The 22,094-nt window shown below is 72.0% G+C and carries 17 protein-coding genes; 8 read left to right on the top strand and 9 right to left on the bottom strand.

Annotation, left to right across the window (positions count from 1 at the left end):
* Positions 1 to 5: 5 nt before the first annotated feature.
* From ACIO3O_RS33135 to ACIO3O_RS33125, 3 genes are all read right to left on the bottom strand, one after another.
* Positions 6 to 1,049, bottom strand: coding sequence for a hypothetical protein (locus tag ACIO3O_RS33135; protein ID WP_401752357.1), 1,044 nt, complete (start codon positions 1,047 to 1,049; stop codon positions 6 to 8).
* 26 nt (positions 1,050 to 1,075) lie between these two features.
* Positions 1,076 to 1,591, bottom strand: a complete 516-nt coding sequence (locus tag ACIO3O_RS33130) for a hypothetical protein (protein ID WP_401752356.1) — start codon at positions 1,589 to 1,591, stop codon at positions 1,076 to 1,078.
* A gap of 169 nt (positions 1,592 to 1,760) precedes the next feature.
* A complete protein-coding gene (locus tag ACIO3O_RS33125; protein WP_401752354.1) occupies positions 1,761 to 2,462 on the bottom strand; it encodes a DUF4232 domain-containing protein in 702 nt (233 codons plus the stop codon).
* 221 nt (positions 2,463 to 2,683) lie between these two features.
* Between ACIO3O_RS33125 and ACIO3O_RS33120 the strand changes: the two genes are divergently transcribed.
* On the top strand, positions 2,684 to 4,783 hold the full coding sequence (locus ACIO3O_RS33120) for a helix-turn-helix domain-containing protein (protein WP_401752352.1): 2,100 nt from the start codon (positions 2,684 to 2,686) through the stop codon (positions 4,781 to 4,783).
* Between the two features lie 80 nt (positions 4,784 to 4,863).
* Here the strand turns inward: ACIO3O_RS33120 and argS are convergent, their stop codons facing one another.
* Positions 4,864 to 6,630 carry an arginine--tRNA ligase gene (argS, locus tag ACIO3O_RS33115; RefSeq protein ID WP_401752350.1) on the bottom strand — a complete coding sequence of 589 codons (1,767 nt, stop codon included), beginning with the start codon at positions 6,628 to 6,630 and terminating at the stop codon, positions 4,864 to 4,866.
* 169 nt (positions 6,631 to 6,799) lie between these two features.
* Here argS and lysS point away from each other — a divergent pair, with 169 nt between their 5' ends.
* Together lysS and ACIO3O_RS33105 are read left to right on the top strand one after the other, a co-directional pair.
* The gene (gene lysS, locus ACIO3O_RS33110; RefSeq protein WP_401752348.1) at positions 6,800 to 8,536 is read left to right on the top strand and encodes a lysine--tRNA ligase; all 1,737 of its coding nucleotides are present in this window, start codon (positions 6,800 to 6,802) and stop codon (positions 8,534 to 8,536) included.
* Between the two features lie 677 nt (positions 8,537 to 9,213).
* Positions 9,214 to 9,432, top strand: a complete 219-nt coding sequence (locus ACIO3O_RS33105; protein WP_401752347.1) for a hypothetical protein — start codon at positions 9,214 to 9,216, stop codon at positions 9,430 to 9,432.
* On the opposite strand, the gene ACIO3O_RS33100 is transcribed toward ACIO3O_RS33105, so the two are convergent.
* The 3 genes from ACIO3O_RS33100 to ACIO3O_RS33090 all read right to left on the bottom strand — a co-directional run bounded on the left by ACIO3O_RS33100 (position 9,429) and on the right by ACIO3O_RS33090 (position 12,581).
* Positions 9,429 to 10,730, bottom strand: a complete 1,302-nt coding sequence (locus ACIO3O_RS33100; RefSeq protein WP_401752346.1) for a DUF2637 domain-containing protein — start codon at positions 10,728 to 10,730, stop codon at positions 9,429 to 9,431. The genes ACIO3O_RS33105 and ACIO3O_RS33100 overlap by 4 nt on opposite strands.
* Before the next feature lie 184 nt (positions 10,731 to 10,914).
* Positions 10,915 to 11,652: a DUF3558 domain-containing protein gene (locus tag ACIO3O_RS33095; protein ID WP_401752344.1), complete on the bottom strand. Its 738-nt coding sequence runs from the start codon at positions 11,650 to 11,652 to the stop codon at positions 10,915 to 10,917.
* Positions 11,653 to 11,720: 68 nt separating this feature from the next.
* Positions 11,721 to 12,581: a DUF3558 domain-containing protein gene (locus ACIO3O_RS33090; RefSeq protein WP_401752342.1), complete on the bottom strand. Its 861-nt coding sequence runs from the start codon at positions 12,579 to 12,581 to the stop codon at positions 11,721 to 11,723.
* Positions 12,582 to 12,762: 181 nt separating this feature from the next.
* On the opposite strand from ACIO3O_RS33090, the gene ACIO3O_RS33085 reads away from it, so the two are divergent.
* The 4 genes from ACIO3O_RS33085 to ACIO3O_RS33070 all read left to right on the top strand — a co-directional run bounded on the left by ACIO3O_RS33085 (position 12,763) and on the right by ACIO3O_RS33070 (position 18,037).
* The gene (locus ACIO3O_RS33085) at positions 12,763 to 13,956 is read left to right on the top strand and encodes an RtcB family protein (protein WP_401752340.1); all 1,194 of its coding nucleotides are present in this window, start codon (positions 12,763 to 12,765) and stop codon (positions 13,954 to 13,956) included.
* A 119-nt stretch (positions 13,957 to 14,075) separates the two neighbouring features.
* Positions 14,076 to 14,930, top strand: a complete 855-nt coding sequence (locus ACIO3O_RS33080) for a pentapeptide repeat-containing protein (RefSeq protein ID WP_401752338.1) — start codon at positions 14,076 to 14,078, stop codon at positions 14,928 to 14,930.
* 174 nt (positions 14,931 to 15,104) lie between these two features.
* On the top strand, positions 15,105 to 17,051 hold the full coding sequence (locus ACIO3O_RS33075; protein WP_401752336.1) for a hypothetical protein: 1,947 nt from the start codon (positions 15,105 to 15,107) through the stop codon (positions 17,049 to 17,051).
* A 263-nt stretch (positions 17,052 to 17,314) separates the two neighbouring features.
* Positions 17,315 to 18,037 (top strand): Mut7-C RNAse domain-containing protein, encoded by a 723-nt coding sequence (locus tag ACIO3O_RS33070; RefSeq protein ID WP_401752334.1) that lies wholly within the window; start codon positions 17,315 to 17,317, stop codon positions 18,035 to 18,037.
* Between the two features lie 18 nt (positions 18,038 to 18,055).
* Here the strand turns inward: ACIO3O_RS33070 and ACIO3O_RS33065 are convergent, their stop codons facing one another.
* Positions 18,056 to 19,525, bottom strand: coding sequence for a threonine/serine exporter ThrE family protein (locus ACIO3O_RS33065; RefSeq protein WP_401752333.1), 1,470 nt, complete (start codon positions 19,523 to 19,525; stop codon positions 18,056 to 18,058).
* A gap of 179 nt (positions 19,526 to 19,704) precedes the next feature.
* Here ACIO3O_RS33065 and ACIO3O_RS33060 point away from each other — a divergent pair, with 179 nt between their 5' ends.
* Entirely contained in the window at positions 19,705 to 21,159 is a 1,455-nt protein-coding gene (locus ACIO3O_RS33060) for an FAD-dependent oxidoreductase (RefSeq protein WP_401752331.1), read from the top strand.
* A gap of 430 nt (positions 21,160 to 21,589) precedes the next feature.
* On the opposite strand, the gene ACIO3O_RS33055 is transcribed toward ACIO3O_RS33060, so the two are convergent.
* Positions 21,590 to 22,057 carry a hypothetical protein gene (locus ACIO3O_RS33055; protein ID WP_401752329.1) on the bottom strand — a complete coding sequence of 156 codons (468 nt, stop codon included), beginning with the start codon at positions 22,055 to 22,057 and terminating at the stop codon, positions 21,590 to 21,592.
* Between the last annotated feature and the right edge of the window lie 37 nt (positions 22,058 to 22,094).

Here is a 22,094-nt window from a genome sequence, read left to right as displayed (position 1 = left end):
GGGGATTAAGGGGCGCAGCTGCGGGCGGTCTCGCTGAGGCGCTGTCCGGCCTCACGCAGTTCCTCCAGGCGCGCGGCCAGGGTTGCTTCCGTCGCCTGGGCGGCGCAGGGCAGGGCGTGCAGGTCGTCGCCCGCCAGGTCGTCGGCGACGGTCGCCGCGAGCATCTGCTCGTACGTCGTGTTGCGGGCGCGCAGCTCTTCGTAGGAGCGGAGGTCCTCGTGGGCGGCGAGGGCGCGGGTCAGGTGGGTCGCGTACTCCTCGATCGCGGCGATGCGACGCTCGGTGGAGTCCGTCACCACGGCGAGGGCCTGCCGCTGGGCCGCAAGGAGTTCCCGCACCTGCGGCCCCGGATCCTTCCCGAACGCCTCGGCCAACTCGGTGCGGCGCGCGGTCTGTTCGGACAGGCTCTTGGCGATCTGCCACCGGTGGTGCGGAAACGCGGTGCCGGCCTGGAGGGTGTCCACGGCGTCCCCGAGCAGGGCGGTGGACCGGACGACGGTCTCCTGCGCGTCGTCCACACGGGACAGTTGGCCGGTCGCGATGTCGTCCAGTTCGCAGGCGATTACGTAGCTGCCGTGGTGCGTGGCGAGCGTACGGTTCAGGGCGAGGCGGCGACGCAGCCACACCAGCCAGCCCGCGCCCCCGAGGGCGGCGGCCGTCGCGAGGAAACCGCGCATGGCGGTGGAGCCGATCGCCTCCGCCACCCCGTGGCAGAGCATGCCGGTGAAGATTCCGCCGCCCAGTGCCGCGAGAGGTCCGTACTCCCAGTCCCGCATGAGAGTGCAGAGGCCGGCCAGAGCGCCGAGCCCGGCCAGTACGCACAGCAGGACGATCAGGGCCGGCGCCAGCAGTGCCACCAGCGCGGTGCCTGCGACGACCGCCGCGACCGCCCCGATCAGGCGGCTTTTGACGCCGTCCGCATCGAGCAGTCGGGGAGCGGGCCGGGTGGAGGCGATGAGCCGGTCGGGCCGCGCGAGCAGTGCGGCACGGTCGGCCTCTGGTATCTCGGGATCGAGGACAGGGGCGGAGCCTGGGGAGTGCTTCTTCATGGTGAGTTCCGGTAGAGCGACGAGGGTCAGTGCCAGCGGAGGCGGTCGCCGGGGGCGGCGTAGCAGGAGATGCGGGTGCCGCTGTCGTCCACCGTGCTCACGCCCCTCAGGCGCTTCGGGCAGAACTGGCCCGCCCGGTAGTGCTTGCCGCTCGGGGAGAGGATCGCCCCGCCCGCCGGGGCCTGGGTGCGCTGAGGCGGCTTCGGGGCGTGGGTCTTGGGGGCGCTCGTCTTGGGGGCGGACTGGCGGGGGGTGTGCGTCCGCTGGGGGGCGGTCGTGCGCGGGGGCGCGGCAGGCTTCGGGGTCGTGGCCGACGGGGTCGGGGTCGTGGGGGTCGGCACTGCTGTGGGGGTGCTCGTGGCGGTCGGGGTGGGCGTCGGCGAGGGGGTGGCCGATGCGGTGGCCGTCGCGGACGGGGACGCGGAGATCGAGGGCGCTGCCGCCTTCGTGGTGTCCTGACAGCCGCTCACCAGCAGCGTGGCGAGGATCGCCGTGCCGGGCAGGGCGAGGCGGCGGACGAGGGCGGAGGTGCGCGGAGACATGCGGGGGCCGATCCTGGGCGGGGAGGGGGGTGTGCTCAGGTTCGTATGGGGGAGGTAGGGAAACACGTGCCGTTCGGCCCGGTTTGGGCTGCCGAAGGCCCCGGATCGACGGGGCTTTCGGTGAGGTGGGGCGGGACGTTCGGGTCTGGGGCGGGGCGGGGGTGGCGGGTCAGAGGCTGGTGACGTCGTCCAGGGAGGACTGCCAGTAGGAGACCCGGATGTCGGCGTCGATGTAGACGCCCTTGGCGGGGAGGCGGACCGGGGCGAAGCGGTCGAGGTTGTGGTGCTGGGCGTCGTAGAAACCGAGCGAGAGGGTCTTCGCGGTGTAGCCGGGGTCGGGGGTGTCCGTGGGGGAGGAGAGCTTCACTGCGGCGTAACCGCTCTCGCCGGGGTTCAGGCTGACGACCGCCTGCGGCTGGGTGTCCTCCATGGTCGGGGGGACGGACTGCGCGCCCTCGAAGCGGACGACCGGGGAGTAGAAGAGGTCGCAGAGCTTCGGGCCCGTGTTGGTGGCGGTGAGGATCATCGTGTTGAGGGGGCGGTTGACGACCTGCGCGGTGACCTTGATGCGGGAGGCGTCGCAGACGGGGCGCTTGGCGGGGGCGTTCGGGGTGGTGTGCCGGGGGGGCGTGCGGGGCTTGGTGCCGGACCCGGACCCGGTGCCGGTGCCGGTGCCGGTGTGTGTGCCGGAGGTGGCCTTGTTGTCCGTGCCGGTCTGGGTGTCCGGGTGGGGGGTGGTGACGGGGGCGGAGGTGCGGGCGGGGCCCGCGTCCTTGGTGCCCGAGCCGTTGTCGCAGGCGGTCAGCGAGAGGGCGGCCAGGGCGGCGGCGGAGGTGGCGACGAAGAGGCGGGTACGGGCGCTGCGGGACATGAGGAACCTCGTTCCGGTGGTGGGTGGTGCGTGACGGGCCGCGAGTGCGGGGGCCGCTCGACCGGGGGCCGGGAGCGGCGTGTTTTGATGCCAGAACCTTGCAGGAACATCCGTCCCAGCCGCCATGATTGACGGGCAATCAGGGACGCTGGAACGCTGACACCGGCTGTGACCTGTGAATACGTCGTTGCCCTGGAATGCCGGGGTGGAACGGAGGACCGGTGGGCAGGGACGGGGACATCGCCGCTTTCGCGGAAACGCTGCGGGAGTGGAAGGCCCGTTCGGGACTGAGCTACGGCGTGCTGGCCAAGCGGCTGCACATGAGTACGTCGACGCTCCACCGGTACTGCAACGGGGACGCGGTGCCGACGGAGTTCGCACCGGTGGAGCGGCTGGCACGGGTGTGCGGGGCGGCACCGGCGGAGAAGGTGGAGGCCCACCGGCTGTGGATCGTGGCCGACGCGGCGCGCAGGCGGAGGGGTGGGGGCGGGGACACTTCGGCGGCCGACGCGGGGCCGGGGCGTATCGGTGAGGTAGGTGCGGGTGCGGGTGCGGGTGCGGGGGCCGGTGCTGGTGCTGCCACCGCAGGCGTGGACGCTGCTGCCACCGCAGGCGGCGACACAGGTGCGGGCACAGGTGTGAGCGCCCGTACGGGAGGCACGGACGCGAGCACCGGCACGGTGGGCGGGAACGCGACCACCGGTACTGGAGGCGCGGATGCCGGTGCCGGGCGGGCCGCTGTCGGCGCTGGCCGGGCGGGCACCGGCACCGGTGGCGCGGGCATCAGTGCCGGGGACGCGGGCGCGAGTGTCGGGGGCGCAGGCACCAGTGCCGGACGGGCGGGCATCGGTACCGGGAGCACGGGCACCGGCATCGGCACGGGGGCGGCGAGTACCGGCACTGGAGAGGCGGGCCCCACCGAGGACGAGGACGCCCGTCCCGGACGGGCGGGCATCGGCACCGGGAGCACGGGCACGGGCATCGGTACGGGGGCGGCGAGTACCGGCACTGGAGAGGCGGGCACCTCCGAGGACGAGGACGCCCGTCCCGGACGGGCAGGTACCAGCACCGGGGTTGTCGACACCGGGCACGCGGCCACCAGCGCCGGGGACGCGAGCACCAGCGCCGGGGACGCGAGCACCAGCGCCGGGGACGCGAGCACCAGGCACGCGGACACCAGCGCCGGGGCCGCGGCCACCGACACCAGGCACGTGGGCACCGGGCACGCGGCTACCAGGCACGCCGGCACCGGGCACGCGGCCACCAGGCACGCCGGCACCGGTGCCGGAGAGGTGAGTGCCGGGACCGGGCGCCCCCGCCCCGGCGCCCCTGCCGGCGGGGCGGACCCCCTCGTGTCGTTCCGCGGTGGGGAGGTCCGGGGGCGTGCGCGGCGGAGGCGGGGGGTGCTGGTCGGGGGAGGTGTGGTGGTGGCCGTGGCGGTCGCTGCCGCCCTCGCCGTGAATCTGCGGGGCGGTGCGTCCGGCAGCGACGATTCCGCCCGGCGGCCCGGTGCGGACGCCGTCGCCTCCTCCTCGGCGCGGCCGGACGCCGTTCCGGGTGCGGCCACGCCCGGCAGCGGGACGGCGCGCCCGAAGTCTCCCTCCGCCACCGGCACGCCCCGGGAGAAGGAGAAGGAGCGGGAGAGGGAGCGGGATTCCGCATCGACCGGTGGTGGAGCGGCTGCCCGGAACGAGGTTCCCTTCGGCGTCGCGGTACGGCCGTTCGTCTTCGAGACCCCGTGCGGCCCGCACTTCCTCGTCGACAGCCCGCCGGACAAGGTCGCCCCGCCGCCCGGCGAGCAGGACGCCCCCGGCTGGGCCGCCTCCAACGGTGCGGTCCCCGCCGACGAGCAGCTCGTGGCGCTCACGCTCCAGGGCAGGTCGCAGCAGACCGTCGTCCTGGAGGCACTGCACGTACGCGTCGTACGCACCGGCCCCCCGCTCGCCTGGAACCGCTACGACGGCACCTCCGCGTGCGGCGGCGACGTCGAGACGAAGGCCTTCGCGGTGGATCTCGACGCGGTGCGCCCCGACGCCGTTCCGGGCGCCGGGCAGCGCGACTTCCCGTACAAGATCAGTGAGACCGATCCCGAGGTCTTCTACGTCAAGGTGAAGGCCCGCGCGCACGACGTGAGGTGGTACCTGGAGCTGGAGTGGTCCAGCGGCGGGCAGCGCGGCGTCCGGCGCATCGACGACCGGGGCAAGCCGTTCCGTACCAGCGGAGGAGCGGGCCGACCCGCCTACCTGCACATGCTGGGCGGCACCGCGTGGGAGAGGGCGACGGACGAGGGGGACACCCCGTACGCCCCGGACGCCCCGTAGGACTTCGGAGGTCAGGTACGGGTACGGCCCGGCGGAAGGAGAGCTTCCGCCGGGCCGTACGCGTTCGGAGCGCGCAGGGGTCAGAGGCGCTCGGGGGTGCGGATGCCCAGCAGCCCCATCGCCTTGTGGATGGTGCGGGCCGTCAGGTCGCAGAGGAAGAGGCGGTTCTCGGCGACTTCGAGGGCCGGGGCCGGCTTGATGACCGGGCACTCGGAGTAGAACGTGGTGAAGAGGGAGGAGAGGCGGTAGACGTACGCGGCCAGCTTGTGCGGCTCGTACGAGGCGGCCGCCTCGGCGACGACCTCGCCGAACTGGTCCAGGTGCAGGCCCAGCGCCCGCTCCGCGGCGGCGAGTTCCAGCTCCGGGTGGGCCACCGGCTTGCGGTCGCCCGCGTCCCGCAGGATGGACCGGGCCCGGGCGTACGCGTACTGGCTGTACACGCTGGTGTCGCCGTTGAGCGAGACCATCTGGTCGAGGTCGAACTTGTAGTCGCGGGCGGCCGACGTCGACAGGTCGGCGTACTTCACGGCGCCGATGCCGATGTCCGCACCGTTGGCGACGATCTCGGCCTCGGACAGGCTCACCTTCTCGTTGTTCTTCTCCCGCACGACCGTCGTCGCCCGCTCGATCGCCTCGTCGAGGAGGTCCTCCAGGCGCACCGTCTCGCCCGCCCGCGTCTTGAACGGCTTGCCGTCCGCGCCCAGCACCGTGCCGTAGCCCATGTTGTGCGCGGTGACGTCGTCGTTCAGCCAGCCCATCCGGCGGGCCGCCTCGAAGACCATCTTGAAGTGCAGGGACTGCCGCACGTCCACGACGTACAGGAGGGTCGACGCGTTCAGGTCCAGGACCCGGTTGCGGATCGCGGACAGGTCGGAGGCCGCGTAGCCGAAGCCGCCGTCGGCCTTCTGCACGATCAGCGGGACCGGCTGGTCGTCCTTGCCGCGGATCTCGTCGAAGAAGACGACCAGCGCGCCCTCGGAGCGGACGGCCACGCCCGACTCCTCCAGCAGCCGCGCCGTCTCCGGCATCAGGTCGTTGTACGCGGACTCGCCGACGATCTCCTCGTCCCGGACCTGCATGTCCAGCTTCTCGAAGACCGAGTAGAAGTAGACCTTCGACTCGTCCACGAACCGCTGCCACAGGTCGAGCGTCTCCTTGTCGCCGGACTGCAGGGCGACGACCCGCTTGCGGGCCCGCTCCTTGAACTCCTCGTCCGCGTCGAAGACCGCCCGCGACGCCTTGTAGACGCGGTTGAGGCTGCTCATCGCCTGCTGGCCGTCGACCTCGTCGGCCGGGGCCAGCTGGTCGGGGTGCTCGATCAGGTACTGGATGAGCATGCCGAACTGGGTGCCCCAGTCGCCGATGTGGTGGCGGCCGATCGTCTTCTCGCCGGTGAAGTCCAGCATGTTGCGCAGGGCGTCGCCGATCACGGCGGAGCGCAGGTGGCCGACGTGCATCTCCTTGGCCACGTTCGGCTGGGCGTAGTCGATGACGGTCGTGCCGGCGTTCTCGTTGTACGGAACGCCCAGGCGCGCGTCGGCGGCCCGCGCGGCGAGGGTCTCGGTGATGGCGCGGTCGGTGACGGTGACGTTCAGGAAGCCGGGGCCGGAGACCTCGACGTCGGCCAGCACGTCACCGGTGGTGAGGTGCGAGACGACCTGGGTCGCCAGCTCCCTCGGGTTCGCCTTCGCCTTCTTGGCCAGCGCCAGGATGCCGTTGGCCTGGAAGTCGGCCCGGTCGCTTCGGCGCAGCAGCGGGTCCGCGGGGGCGGCGTCCGGCAGGGCAGCCGAGAGCGCGTCCGCGAGGCGCTGGTTGACGGTCGAAGCGAGCGAGGGGACCGAGGCCATGGGGTGCCGTTCCTGTTGGTGATGGGGTTGAGTGGACAACCCCAGTATTTCACGCGGGTGCGCGTCGCCTTCTCGGATATAAAGCAACCCCGGGCGGACTCCTCCCGTCTGGGAGAATGGCCCCTGCCAGCTTTCACACCATCCGGAGAGCTTCCGGGGAATCAAGGACGTGCCGACCGTGTCCCAGAGCAGCACCCCCGAGACCGACTGGGTCTCCCGTTTCGCGGACGATGTCATCGCCGAGTCGGAGCGACGTGCGCCTGGCAAACCGGTCGTCGTCGCGTCCGGCCTCTCCCCCTCCGGCCCGATCCACCTCGGCAACCTCCGCGAGGTCATGACCCCGCACCTGGTCGCCGACGAGATCCGCCGCCGCGGGTACGAGGTCCGCCACCTCATCTCCTGGGACGACTACGACCGCTACCGCAAGGTTCCGAACGGCGTCCCGGGCATCGACGAGTCCTGGGCCGAGCACATCGGCAAGCCGCTGACCTCGGTCCCCGCCCCGGCCGGTTCCTCGTACCCGAACTGGGCCGAGCACTTCAAGGCGCCCATGGTGGCGGCCCTGGCCGAGCTCGGCGTGGAGTTCGACGGCATCAGCCAGACCGAGCAGTACACCGCGGGCACCTACCGCGAGCAGGTCCTGCACGCGATGAAGCACCGCGCGGACATCGACGCCGTACTCGACCGCTACCGCACCAAGAAGGACCCGGCGGCGGGCAAGAAGTCCCAGAAGCCGGTCGACGAGGCCGAGCTGGAGGCCGCCGAGGGCTCCGGCGCGGCGTCCGAGGACGACGGCACGAGCGGCGGCGCGTACTACCCGTACAAGCCCTACTGCGGGCAGTGCGAGCGCGACCTGACGACAGTGACGGCGTACGACGACGAGTCGACCGAGCTGACCTACACCTGCGTGTGCGGCTTCACCGAGACCGTCTTCCTGAACGACTTCAACCGCGGCAAGCTGGTCTGGAAGGTCGACTGGCCGATGCGGTGGGCGTACGAGGGCGTGATCTTCGAGCCCAGCGGCGTCGACCACTCCTCGCCGGGTTCGTCCTTCGTCGTCGGCGGGCAGATCGTGCGCGAGGTCTTCGACGGCGTGCAGCCGATCGGCCCGATGTACGCGTTCGTGGGCATCTCCGGCATGGCCAAGATGTCGTCCTCCAAGGGCGGCGTGCCGACGCCCGGCGACGCGCTGAAGATCATGGAAGCGCCGCTGCTGCGGTGGCTGTACGCGCGCCGCAAGCCCAACCAGTCGTTCAAGATCGCCTTCGACCAGGAGATCCAGCGGCTGTACGACGAGTGGGACAAGCTCTCGCTGAAGGTGGCCGACGGGTCGGTCCTCCCGGCGGACGCGGCCGCCTACTCCCGCGCGGTCGGTACGGCCGCGGGCGAACTCCCGCGCACCCCGCGCCCGCTCTCCTACCGGACGCTGGCCTCGGTCGCGGACATCACGGCCGGTGCCGAGGACCAGACGCTGCGCATCCTGAGCGAACTGGACCCCTCCGACCCGATCGGCTCGCTCGACGAGGTACGGCCGCGGCTGGACCGGGCGGAGTCGTGGATCACGTCGTACGTGCCGGCCGACCAGCGGACGCTGGTGCGGGACGAGCCGGACGCGGCCGCGCTGGCCGCGCTGGGCGACGCGGACCGTGAGTCGCTGCGTCTGCTGGTCGAGGGCCTCGACTCGCACTGGTCGCTGGACGGGCTGACGACGCTCGTCTACGGCGTGCCGAAGATCCAGGCCGGGCTGGCGGCGGACGCCAAGCCGACGCCGGAGCTGAAGGTGGCGCAGCGGACCTTCTTCGCGCTGCTGTACCAGCTGCTGGTGGGCCGGGACACGGGCCCGCGGCTGCCTACGCTGCTGCTGGCGGTGGGGGCGGAGAGGGTGCGGAAGCTGTTGGGCGCGTAGCTTTCGGCGCGGCGGTTTTACGTCGCTGGGGCGGCCACCTTTGTGGGGTGGCCGCCCCTTTGCGTGCGCGGGGGCCCCATGGGACGTGCGTCCGGTGCGGGGCTGGGGCTCCCGGGCGGGGCCGGTAGCGGGAGGGGCCGCCCCCTTGCCCGCCCGTTCCGCCCCCGGGGGGCGGCCCCGCCGCCCAAGGGGGCTGGGGGAGGAGGGGGAGGGCGGCCCCGCCGCCCAAGGGGGCTCGGGGGAGGGTGGGGAAGGGGGCGGCCCCGGCGCCCAAGGGGGGGGCTGGGGGGGGGAAGGGAGGGGGCGGCTTCGCCGCCCGGTGGGGGATGGTGCCCGGAGGGCATCCATCCAGGGGCGCGGGGAACTGCGCGACCAGCCACGACGCACCCGCACGGACCCGTGCAATCGCCGCGCGGCGAGCGCTTTAGGTGAAGGGGCGGGACAGGGGCACCCATCGGGGGTCCGGGGGCGGAGCCCCCGGGGTTGAGCCCCGGGCTGGGGTCCGGGGGTAGAGCCCCCGGGGTGGCGCCCCGAGGGTGGGGGAACCGGGGTGGAGCCCCGAGGGTGGGGGAACCGGTGGAGCGGGGGGCGGACTGCATACTTCGGGGGAGGGCGGGGACGGAGGCTCCACCCCCGGCAGGATGCCCCCGGCATCCCCCACACGCGAGGCTGAACGTATGAAGAACGAACTCCTCGCCGCCCTCGGCTGGATCATCGGCATCCAAGGCGCCCTCGGCTTCATCGGCCGCACCTGGTCCGACGGCGACTGGGGCCTCCTCCACCTCTGGTTCACCCCGCCCACCGCCCTCTACATCGTGATGGCGGTCGCGGGCCTCGCCTTCGGCATCGCCGTCGACGTACGCCGCAAGCAGGAGAAGAGGGCCGCCGGCCGCTAGGGCGTGTGCTCGTCCAGCTCCAGCTGGTACTGCTCCTCGTACCGCTTCGCGTACATCTCCAGGTCCTCGACCGGCAGCTCCTGCCCGTACAGATCGACCAGGTACGAACCGAACTGGAGCGGCGTCGGGAACGACCCGTTCTCGATCGCGCACCGCCGGAACGCCGCGTAGTACGCGTCGTCGTCCAGGACGAAGTCCGCCTCCGCACCGGGCTCGTCCGCCGTGAAGTCCGGGTCGTACCCCCCGAGCGGGCGGCTGCGACCGGGTCCGGCGGGCACCATCACCTGCTGCGCGCCCTCGGGGTCGTAATCGCCCGTGTACTGCTTCTGCTGCGCCGGGAGCGGCGCGTCGAACCACTGGCTCGGGTGCGTCGGGGGCGTCTGCTCGGGCACCGGGGCGACCGGGGCCTCCGGAGCGGGGGCGGGAGCGGGAGCGGCCGCGACGGGCTCGGCCGCCGGGACGTCCTCCCGCACAACGCCGGCCCCCGCCTCGTCCTTCTCCAGCCGTACCCGGCCGCCCTCGGCTATCGCACCCGCCTCGTCCTGCGCCTCCCGCGCGGCCGGCAGCGCCGGAGCCGCACCCGACGGAGACGGCGCAGGCGCGGGCGGCAGCAGCACCGGCTCGATGCCCGCCGCCGCCAGCCCCGCCGGACCCGTGTCCGCGAGTGGGATGCCGTACTTCGCCAGCCGCAGCGGCATCAGCGCCTCCACCGGCGCCTTCCGCTTCCAGGAGCGGCCGAAGCGGGCCTGCAGCCGGGCCTGGTAGATCAGCCGGTCCTGCTCCAGCTTGATGACCTGCTCGTACGAACGCAGCTCCCACAGCTTCATCCGCCGCCACAGCTTGAAGGTCGGCAACGGCGACAGCAGCCAGCGCGTCAGCCGCACGCCCTCCATGTGCTTGTCGGCGGTGATGTCCGCGATCCGGCCCACCGCGTGCCGCGCCGCCTCGACCGACACCACGAACAGAACCGGAATCACCGCGTGCATGCCGACCCCCAGCGGGTCCGGCCACGACGCAGCGCCGTTGAAAGCGATCGTCGCCGCCGTCAGCAGCCACGCGGTCTGCCGCAGCAGCGGAAACGGAATCCGCATCCAGGTCAGCAACAGGTCCAGCGCGAGCAGCACGCAGATGCCCGCGTCGATACCGATCGGGAAGACCAGCGAAAAGTTCCCGAAGCCCTTCTCGACGGCGAGTTCGCGCACCGCCGCGTACGAACCGGCGAAGCCGATCCCCGCGATGATCACCGCACCGGCGACCACCACACCGATCAGTATTCGGTGCGTGCGTGTCAGCTGCATCGCGGCCACCTGCGAACCCCTTCCGTGCGTCCCCGCGCGGTCTGTACCTTCCGTGCCTGGCGGCCACAGCCTGGCACACCGAAACGGGGGCCCGGCCCTCCGGGTGAGGACCGAACCCCCGCAAAAACCTCTAAAGCGGACCGACTTGTACTCAACTCGTTGGCTACGAGCCGATCCGGAGCGCCTACTGCTTGTTCGCCGCCGCGATCGACGCCACGACCTCCTGCGCCGCCTTCTGCGCACCCTTCAACAGGTCCGCCGGGTCCGGCGCCTTCGTGCCCGCGTAGCCCGCGCCGTTGTAGTCCAGCGTCACCACGACGTTGCCGGTACGGGTCACCACCACCGCGTGGTTGAAGTCCGTGCCCGCCTCGCGCGCGCCGTAGCCGACCGTCGAGGCCTGGTCGCCGATGCCCTCGGCCGGATTGGCGCGCACGTCCTTCGCGCCCTCCTTGCCCTGCACCTTGTTGACCTGCTTGGACACGTACTCCGTGGCGCGCTTCTCACCGCTGCCCAGCGCCTGGTTCGACTCGAAGAGCTGGAGCGAGTACGTCAGGTAGTGGTACTGCGAACCCTTCACGCCCTTGTCGTCCAGACCGCCCCAGGAGCAGCCCCGCCGCGTCTGCGGGTTCGACGACTCGTCCGCCGTGCCCTCCGCCTTGTCGGCCTTCGGCACCAGGTCCTCGACCGTGTCCTTCTTCAGCGCCTTGCACGCGTCCGGCAGTGAGGCGAACTTCGCCGGAGCCACGGTCGGCGGCGCCGACGGCTTCTTCTGCTGCTCCTGCGCCGCGCCCGAGTCCTTCTTGCCGCCGTCCGCACCGGAACCAGAACCGGAGTCCGACGAACAGCCGGCCACGACGAGCAGTGCCGGGGCGGCCACCGCGCAGGTCAGTATGCGGGCGATACGGGGAGCTTTTCGGTACATGGTTCGTTGAGTTCCTTAACGTCGGATCACTGTCGCTGCTGTTCGCTGTGACGCGCTGCTGTGCGCCGCTATTCGCTGTTGGAGAACTGCTCGGCGAGCTTACGGGCCAGGACCTGCGCCCGGTCCTGGAGCGCCCGGCCGTCCGGAAGCTGATCGGGTCGGCCCGGCTGCTCGCCGTACGTGACGCTCACGATCACGTTGGACGTCCGGAAGACGACCGAGACCGTCCGGTCCTTGGCCGTCGTCGAGCCGCCCGGCGCGCTCACGTCGTCGAGGAAGGCATCGTCCCCGAGACCGTCGAGGGTACGCGGCTGCAGCGCGACCGCGTCGGGAGTGCCCGGCGAACCGGAGGTCCCGGCGGACTGCCCGGGGGGCGTGCTCGGCGGGGGCGAGGAGGTCGGCGGGGCGCTGGACGCGGGCGGCGGGTTCACCGGCGCGGGCAGGTCCGCGGCCTTCAACTGCTCGTCGTACACGGCCTGGGCGCGGTCGTCGTCGCTCACCGCGTCGTCGTACGAGACCACCCGCTCGAAGTCCACCGTGAGCAGGTGCGTGGCGTCCGGCGACTCCGCCTTCCAGTGGCAGCCGACCCGCCGGTCCGTGTCGTACGTCACCGCGGGCTCGCCCGCGAACAGCTTCTGCTGCTGCTCCTCGGGCAGCTTCTCCGCGCCGGGCAGCATGGCCTTCAGGGTGCCGCGGTCGATGATCCGGCAGGGCTCGGGGAGGGTGCGGTACTTGCCGGGGGGTGCGGCCGGGGCGGCTGACTCGCCGGACTTTGAATCGCTTGCGCCGTCGGGCCCGGCGTCCGTGCCGGAGCAACCGGTGACGCCGGCGGCCAGGGCCGCGAGGAGCGCGATGCCGGGCGCGGAGGCCTTCGCGCGAGCCTTCGCGTAAGCCGTGACGCCCGCCTTGCCGCCCGTGAGTCGTGGCACGGTCCAGGCCCCCTTCGAAGGAAAAGTGTTTGCCGCCCTGCGGTGGCCGATGACCACAATGTGTATCGCACGCACTGGTGTGGATGCCGGTCCGCTGTCCCTTTCGCGGCCATTCCCACCCATTTTTGCGCTCTGCCCGCATTCATTCCTATTTCTTGCCATTCCGGGGGACCGAGAACTCATGTCATACGTAGAAGTGCCGGGGGCGAAGGTCCCGATCCGGATGTGGACCGACCCGACGACGGTCGAGGAGGGCGCGATGCAGCAGCTCCGCAACGTCGCCACGCTCCCCTGGATCAAGGGCCTGGCGGTGATGCCGGACGTCCACTACGGCAAGGGCGCGACGGTGGGCTCGGTCATCGCGATGAAGGGTGCGGTGTGCCCGGCGGCGGTGGGCGTGGACATCGGCTGCGGAATGTCCGCCGTCAAGACCTCCCTCACCGCGAACGACCTCCCGGGCGACCTCTCCCGCCTCCGCTCCAAGATCGAACAGGCCATCCCGGTGGGCCGCGGCATGCACGACGACCCGGTCGACCCGGGCCGCCTGCACGGCTTCCCGACGGCGGGGTGGGACGACTTCTGGGGGAGGTTCGAGGGGGTCGCGGATGCGGTCAAATTCCGTCAAGAACGTGCCACAAAGCAGATGGGAACGCTCGGATCCGGCAACCACTTCATCGAGTTCTGTCTTGATGAAACAGGATCGGTCTGGTTGATGCTGCACTCCGGTTCCCGGAACATCGGCAAGGAACTGGCCGACCACCACATCGGGCAGGCCCAGACGCTCCCGCACAACCAGGGCCTGGTTGACCGTGACCTGGCGGTCTTCATCGCCGACACCCCGCAGATGGCGGCGTACCGCAATGACCTCTTCTGGGCGCAGGAGTACGCGAAGCACAACCGGGCCATCATGATGGGCCTCTTCATGGACGTGGTCCGCCGTGAGTTCAAGAAGGCCAAGGTGACCTTCGAACCGGTCATTTCCGCTCACCACAACTACGTCGCCGAAGAGCGCTACGACGGCATGGACCTCCTGGTCACCCGGAAGGGCGCGATCCGCGCCGGGTCCGGGGAGTTCGGGATCATCCCGGGTTCGATGGGCACGGGCTCGTACATCGTGAAGGGCCTCGGCAATGTGGCCTCCTTCAACTCCGCCTCGCACGGGGCGGGACGTCGGATGAGCCGGACCGCCGCCAAGCGGCGCTTCTCCACCAAGGACCTCGCCGAACAGACGCAGGGCGTGGAGTGCCGCAAGGACTCCGGGGTGGTGGACGAGATCCCGGGCGCGTACAAGCCGATCGAGAAGGTCATCGACCAGCAGCGTGACCTGGTGGAGGTCGTCGCGAAGCTGAAGCAGGTCATCTGCGTGAAGGGCTGAACGGGCCCTGCGCAGGAGCCCCCGGCTAAGGTGCCGGGGGCTCTTTTGTTGTCCCGACTGCCGTGCCCGTACCGCATTCCCGACCGTATTTCCGCAATCGCACCAGTGGAGTTCGACCCATGTCCGAGGCCGAGGCCGTGATGACGTCCGATCTGCGTTCCGATTGTGGGAGTTGCTTCGGGTTGTGCTGTGTGGCGTTGACGTTGACGAAGTCGTCGGACTTCGCCATCGACAAGCCGGCGGGGAAGCCGTGCCCGAATTTGGGGGAGGACTTCGGGTGTGGGATTCACGCGAAGTTGCGGGGGGAGGGGTTTTCCGGGTGCACGGTCTATGACTGTTTCGGGGCGGGGCAGAAGCTGTCGCAGGTCACCTTTGGTGGGGTGGGGTGGCGGGAGGAGCCCGGGAGTGCGGAGTTGATGTTTCCGCTGTTGCCGGTGATGAAGCAGTTGCACGAGCTGCTCTGGTACGTGGGGGATGCGTTGGGGCGGGATGCCGCGCGGCCCGTGTGGGGGGAGCTGCGGGTGCTGCGGGAGGAGACCGAGGAGCTCACGCGGGGGAGTGCGGAGGAACTCGTCGCGCTGGATGTGGAGGGGCATCGGTTGAGGGTGAACGCGGTGCTGGTGAGGGCCGGGGAGCTGGTGCGGGGGGAGTGGGCGGCCCGGGTGCCCGCGCCGAAGAAGAAGGGGAAGAAGCGGAGGGTTGATTTCCGGGGGGCGGACCTGATGGGGGCGCGGCGGGCGGGGGCCGATCTGCGGGGGATGAATTTCCGGGGGGCTTATTTGATTGCCGCGGATTTGAGTGGGGCGGATCTGCGGGGGGCGGAGGTCATCGGGGCGGACTTCCGGGATGCGGATGTGCGGGGGGCGGATTTGAGCGAGGCGTTGTATCTGACGCAGTCGCAGGTGAGTGCGGGGACCGGGGATGCGGGGACGCGGCTTCCGGTGGGGGTGGAGCGGCCCGGGCACTGGAAGTAGGGGGAGGGGCCGGGGTCACGCTGCCGTGCGGGTGATTCGGAGGGGTTGAGAGCGGGCAATCCGGGGCAAAGCGGTGGGTGGCCGATTGGATCAAGGGTTGTCTGCCCGGGTCGGTCGGTGTGCGTGGCCGTCGGGCGCTTCCTGTCCCCCACGCCTCTCCCGGAAGGCGGCCTCGTGACCGTCCTTGATCTGTCGCCCGAACCCCAACAGCGGGAAGGAGGGCAGCCGTCCGGTGCGAGCGCGCTCGGTGCGCGGCTGCCCCGGATTCCCGTGTGGCTGGCCCGTACCGTTTTTGGTGTTTCGCTCGTGGGCCTGGTGGGGCTCATGGGGTGGATGGCGTTCTGGCTGTGCCGGTTCACCGTGGACGACGCCTTCATCACCTGGCGGTACGGGAAGTCGTTCGTGGAGAGCGGGGTGTGGGACTGGAACCCGTTCGTGGCGGGGTCCGGGCTGCCGAGGGTCGAGGCGTACACGAATCCGCTGTACGCGTTCGTGTCGATCGTTCCCGCGGTGGCCGGTTGGCCGGTGGAGGCGTTCTTCAAGGCGCTGGGGCTGTTGCTGCTGGGCGGCGGGGTCGTGGTCGCGGCGTTGCTGCGGGACGTGCCGCGCTACCAGCGGGTCGCGCTCGTCGCGGTGATGGCGGCCAATCCTCTGTTCGTCTCGCACTTCTTCCACGGGCTGGAGAGCGGGAGCTTCGCGCTCTTCATCGCGTTGCTGTACGGGGTGCTGTACCGGCGCGGGAAGCTCGGCGCGCTGGGCTGGGCGGCGGCCGTGCTGGTCGCGCTGTCGCGGCCCGAGGGCATGGGGTACGCGTTCGTGGCCGTCGCCTGGGCCGCGCTGGTCAACCGCAAGGACCGCCGCGAGGTGCGCGGCGCGCTGGCGGTCGCGGGCGGTCTGGTCGGGTACTGGGTGCTGCGGGCCTGGTGGTTCGGGCATCCGATGCCCAACACGTACCTGGTGAAGTCCGGTTCGGTGGACTCGTTCGGCATCATGCAGCAGCTCACCTACCCGGTCGTGCCGGTGGTCGGGATGCTGGTCGGCGGTGCCGTGCTGTGCGAGATCCTCTGGCGGCGGGCGGACGCCCGCAAGGAGCGGAAGAACGGCGAGGGTTCGGGTGCCGCCGCCGTGCGCGTGCCCGGGCAGGGGGAGCGGCCCGCGACGCACACCCCGCTGCCGTTGCAGGACCTCACCCCGACCGTGCTGGCCGCGTTGACCGTCGCCGTCACGCTGGTCTTCTATCCGCTGTCGGTCCTGCACATGGACGTCAACAACCGTTTCTTCTGGCAGCTCACCGCCCCGGTGGCGCTGGTGCTGCTGTGCCGTCCGCTCAAGGGGCGCAGGCTGCCGGGCGGGGCGCGGGCGGCCGACGGGGCCGCACCGAAGTGGGCCGCGCTGGCGCTCGCGCTGACGGGTCTCGCGGCCATGTACTTCAAGGAGTTGCCGGGGATCGACCCGAAGGCCGTCGTCGCGGGCGGTGCCGTCGCGGTGGCGGTGGCCGTGGTGCTGTGGGGGCGGACGGTGACGCCGTTGCTGGTGGTCGGGGCGGCGGGTGTGATGTTCGCGGTGTCGGCGACGCCGCTGGAGACGATGGTGGGCGGGATGACGTACCGCTTCCATCTGCGGGAGGCGCACGAGGAGTTGGGCCGGCTCATGGCCCGGGACAAGAGCATCAAGGGCCTGGTGGGGATGGGGGACGCGGGAGTCTTCCCGTACGCGCTCAACAAGGACCAGCAGGCGATCGACCTCGGAGGGCTCGCGGACCCGTACATGGCGGACCCGAAGGGGATTCCGCGTGAGGTGTTCGCGAGGAACGGGGCGGCGGTGGTGGTGCTGGCGGGGGAGCCGGACTACGGGAAGAACTGGTTCGGGATGGCGTCGTCGTACACGATGGTCGACTACGTCAAGAAGGAGAAGTGGACGTATTCGGCGGGGCTGCCCTTCGGCGGGTCGTACTGGCTGAACGTCTTTGTGAAGCCGGGGACGGGGGAGCAGTTCCTGCGGGAGGTGAAGGCGCGGAGGCCGGTGGCGGAGAGGGCGAACATGTCGCCGGAGCCGATTGGGTGGGCGTATGCGGAGGCGCACACGTGGGACTTTCCGTTCTTGGATGATCCGGTGAGGTGAGGGTCGGGGGTACGGGGGTGGGGTGGGCCTCTTGTGGGGTTCGCCCGGTACGGGGGCGGGGCCAGGGGCGGCACCCGGGTGGGCCGGGAGCGGGAGGGGCCGCCCCCTTGCCCGCCCGTTCCGCCCCCGGGGGGCGGCCCCGCCGCCCAAGGGGGCTGGGGGGAGGAGGGGGGAGGGCGGCCCCGTCGCCCGAGGGGGCTAAGGGGGCTGGGGCTGGGGGAAATTGTGTAACGCGGGGTGGGGGGCGGTGGCATGGTGGGGGCGTGAATGGACCCCGTATAGACATTGCGTTCGCGTCGGAGCTGCATCTCTTCGTCGCGGCTGACCGGCGGGCCGGGCGGACCGAGGCCGAGACCGACGGGGTGTCCACGCTCGGGCACGTCGTCGAGTCGCTCGGTGTGCCGCTCACCGAGGTGGGCGTGCTGAGCGTGGACGGGCGGCCGGTCGGCGTCGGGCACGTGCCCCGGCAGGGGGAGCGGATCGACGTGGCGGCGGTGACGCGGCCGCAGCAGGTGGCGGGTGCGCCGCTGCGGTTCCTGCTCGACGTGCATCTGGGGACCCTGGCGCGCCGGATGCGGCTGCTGGGCATCGACGTCGCGTACTTCAGCGAGGACATCGGTGACCCCGCGCTGGCCACGTACTCCGCCCGCGACCGGCGAGTCCTGCTGTCCAGGGACCGGGGGCTGCTGCGCCGGCGCGAGCTGCACGCGGGGGCGTACGTCTACAGCGACAAGCCGGACGAGCAACTGCGGGACGTGCTGGGCCGGTTCGCGCCGGTCCTTGCGCCCTGGACGCGCTGCACCGCGTGCAACGGGGAGCTGAAGGAGGCGACGAAGGAGTCGGTGGCGGGGCTGCTGGAGGGCGGTACGGAGCGTTCGTACGACGTTTTCGCGCAGTGCACGGCGTGCGAGCGCCCGTACTGGCGCGGGGCGCACCACGCGCGGCTGGCCCAGGTGGTGGACGCGGCGCTGGCCGAGTTCGGCTGAGCGTCCCGCCGGTACCTCCTACCCCCGTACGGTCGTGGTCTCCGACGCGACCACCACCGCGTCCGCGGGCGGCTGCGCGGCATCGGCGGCCGTGTCGGCCCGCACGGCGGCCCGTACCGCCCGCCAGCGGCGCAGGAACTGCACGGTCTCGCCGACCACCGAGATGCCGCCCGCCAGGGCCAGGATCACGCCGAGGGCCCGGACCATGCCGGTGGCCCCCTCCAGGACCTCGCCGTTGGTGACGGCGTACAGGGCCTTGTAGATCAGGGTTCCGGGCAGCAGCGGGGCCGCCGCCGGGATGACCCAGGGGAGGGCAGAGGTGCGGGCGCGGCGGGAGAGGAAGTGGCCGCCGACGGCGACGGCGACGGCGGCGATGCCGGTGGCGGTGATCGGGGAGAAGCCCAGTTCGCGGAGTTCGGCGTAGACGAGGACGCCCGCGAGGCCGAGCAGGCCGACGGCGGCCCATTTGCGCGGGGCGACCTTGTAGCGGGCGGCGATGCCGACGGCGAAGAGGGCGGCGGCGACCAGCCGCCAGTCGAGGTAGGCGCCGGAGGTGGCGCGTACGGACGGCAGGGTCGGTACGTCGAGCCCGAGCCGGGTGGCGAGGCCCAGCACCAGGCCGGTGCCGAGCACCACCGAGGCGAAGATCGTCAAGGTTTCCAGCAGGCGGGCGACGGCGGTGAGGTAGTGCCCGGCGAGGGAGTCCTGGACGGCGCTGGTGGCGGCCATGGTGGGCAGCAGGACGAGGACCCCGGCGATGATGATCGACTGGCTGGCGACGCCGGGCCAGAGCGCGTGCACGACGAGGGCGACGGCGGCGGCCGGTATGGCGGCGAGCGTGAAGCGGTAGAAGGCGGGGACGCCGTACCGGGCCAGCGAGGAGCTGATCCAGTTGCCGGTGACCGCCGCGAGGAGCGCGCAGAGCGCGACGCCGAGTTTGGCGCCGGTCAGGACACTGGCGGCGGCGGCGATGAGGCCGACCAGGGCGTGTCCGGTGTAGCGGCGCTTCCAGGGGCGCAGGGCGCCGGGCCGTTCGGGTTCGGGGATCAGCTCGGCGGCGGCCTTGCGGGCTTCGGCCAGGGAGAGGGTGCCGTCGTGGATGGCCTGGACGAGGAGCTGGGTGTTCTCCAGGGTCGCGAAGTCGGTCGTGTGGTGCTGGATGATGCGTTTGCCCATGAGGGGTACGGCGTCGCCCGCGGCGTGCCCGGTGAGTTCGACGGCGTTGAGGGTGACGTCGGACTCGCAGCCTTCGAGGCCGTAGGCGTCGGCGATGACCAGGATCGCGGCGACGGTCTCCTCGGCGGAGGCCCCGTTGCCCGCGATGAGCTCGCCGATGCACAGGGCGAGGTCGAGGGCGTCGGCGGCGCGCTGCCGGGCGTTGTCCGCCTGGCGTTCCGCGCGCAGTTTCCGTGATCCGTACCGGCTCGTGTCGAGGCCGCGCACGTGCGGGAGCGTGTGGTGGAGCCAGGGGAGGGAGATGCTCGGCATGCGGGGGGAACCTTGCGGGGCCTCGGGGGCGGGGGGACTCACCCCTCCTCCCCCTGACTGCACCTTTTAAACACAAATGTCCGAATGGTCGAACGACTGCCCGCACCCTTGTGCGCGGGGCCGACCCCGACTTGCGCCCGCCCGGTGTACACCCCGCGCCCGGCGGGGAGGGAGCGGACATGCCGACCCCCAAGGACGCCCAGGACAGCACGCCCCACCACACGGCCCCCGACGTGATCGTCGTCGGCGCGGGCCCCGCCGGTCTCCTCCTCGCGGGCGATCTCGCCGCCGCGGGACTGAAGGTCACCGTGGTCGAACGCCGCGCGCACACCGCCGGGAACCTCACCCGTGCGTTCGCCGTGCACGCGCGCACGCTGGAGGTCCTGGACGCGCGGGGCCTCGCCGACGACCTCCTGAAGACCGGCCAGAAGCTCACCCGGCTGAACCTCTTCGGTTCTTTCGCCCTGGACCTCTCCCGGCTCCGGTCGCGCTTCCCCTTTGTGCTGATCACTCCGCAGTACGAGGTGGAACGCGTCCTGGAGCGCCGGGCGCGGGCCGTCGGCGTCGACTTCCGGTACGACACGGAGCTGGTCGGCGTCGAGCCGCGCACCACGGGCGTCACGGCCCGGCTGCGGACCGCCGACGGGGACCCCTTCGAGCTGGGTGCGCCGTACCTGGCGGGGGCGGACGGGGTGCGCAGCCGGGTGCGGGAGTCGCTGGGGCTGCCGTTCCCGGGGGAGTCGGTGATCACCTCGATGGTGCTGTCGGACGTACGCCTGGCCCAGGAGCCGGAGTCGGTCCTGACCGTGGGCGGCAAGGGCGATGCCTTCGCCTTCGTGGTGCCGTTCGGGGACGGGTACTACCGGGTGATGGGCTGGTCGAGGGGCCGGGAGGCGGCGGAGTCGGACCCGGTGGAGCTGTCCGAGATCCAGGAGATCGCCCGGACGGCGCTCGGGGTGGACCACGGGCTGCACGACCCGCGCTTCCTCTCCCGCTTCCACAGCGACGAACGCCAGGTCCCGTCCTACCGGGTCGGCCGGGTCTTCCTCGTCGGCGACGCCGCGCACGTGCACTCGCCGGCCGGCGGCATGGGCATGAACACCGGCATCCAGGACGCCGCGAACCTCTCCTGGAAGCTGGCGGCGGTGCTGCGCGGGCGGGCCGAGGACGAACTCCTCGACACCTACCACGCCGAACGGCACCCGGTCGGGGCGATGGTGCTGCGGGTCAGCGGGGCCATGGTGCGGGGCGCGATGGCGGGCGGCCCGCTGACCCGGGCGGGACGGGCGGTGGCCGCCCGGCTCGCGGGGAGCGTGCGGCCGCTGTCCGGGCGGGCGATGCGGATGATCTCGGGGATCGGGATCTCGTACGGGGCGGAGCGGGGGGAGCATCCGCTGGTGGGGCGGCGGGTCCCGGACCTGGCGCTCGCGGAGGGCCGCCTGTACGAGCTGCTGCGGAAGGGTGAACACGTGCTGGTCGCTTCCGCCGACGGGCCGGTGCCGGTGGCGGTGCCGCCGCATACGGTGCGGGCGCACTGGGCGAGGGGGTCGTCGTTGCTGGTGCGGCCGGACGGGTATGCGGCGTGGGCGGCGTACGAGCCGAGTGGGAGGCAGCGGCGGAGGGCGGGCCGCTGACCGCTGGGGCGCGGGGCGGGCGGGGGTTTACGGGCATCCCGTGCGGGCCGCTGGGGCGCGGGGCGGGGCGGGGTCGGGTCAGCTCCCGGTGCCGGGGTGGGGTGCTGCGCGGGGCCGGGGTCGGGGCGGCACCCGGTGCCGGGGTGGGTTTGCTCCCCTACCCGCCCCTTCCCGTAACCCTGCGGGGCTGTGAAGGGTTCTGTGCGGGTGGGGTGTGGCTGGCGTTTTTGCGCAGTTCCCCGCGCCCCTTGAGGGGCGGGAGTTGTGGTTGGGCGCGCCCGCGCGGCGGAGCCGCAAATTGGCACAGTCCCGCGCCCCTGAAAGGGGCGCGGGGAACTGCGCGAGCAGCCGACCACGAGCCGCGCGGCTGAGCGCTTTAGGTGAAGGGGCGGGGCTGGGGCGGAAAGCTTGGCCCGGTGCCGGGTGGGGGTCAGAAGTAGTAGGGGTCCCCCGTGGACAGGGCCAGGACGTGCTGGTGGTCGTTGGCCGGGTTCAGATCGCGGGTGGCCGTGGGGCGGGCGGTCTGGATGTCGAGCCAGAGTTCGTCCGGGGTGTTCGGGACGCGCAGGGTCAGGTGGAGAGGGGTGGGGGACGGGGTCCCGGCACGCAGGGGGCCCGTCTCGCAGAGGAGGACCGTGGGGGTGCGGCGCGCGCACGCGGTGGGGAGCGGGCCGGTCACCGCGGTGGAGAAGGTGAGCTGGACCGTCCCCGAGGCCAGACTCGCCGGGCCGTGGTTCCAGGTGCGGAGGTGGAGGTCGAGCCGCCCGTCGTCCTCGTACACGACACGTCCGTGGTGGGCGAGGTCCGATTCCACGCCGGAGGAGGCAGAGGCCGGGCCGGTTGCGGAGAGGGTCGCGGCGGTCAGCAGGAGGGCCAGCAGTCTCAGGGGCTTCGTCATGTGCGCCTACGTACCCGCCCGGTTCACGGAGCGCTCC

This window comes from Streptomyces sp. NPDC087440 (assembly GCF_044744005.1).
Lineage (GTDB): Bacteria > Actinomycetota > Actinomycetes > Streptomycetales > Streptomycetaceae > Streptomyces.
Note: the sequence above shows the minus strand (reverse complement) of the source record. Positions and strands in the feature narration are given on the sequence as shown.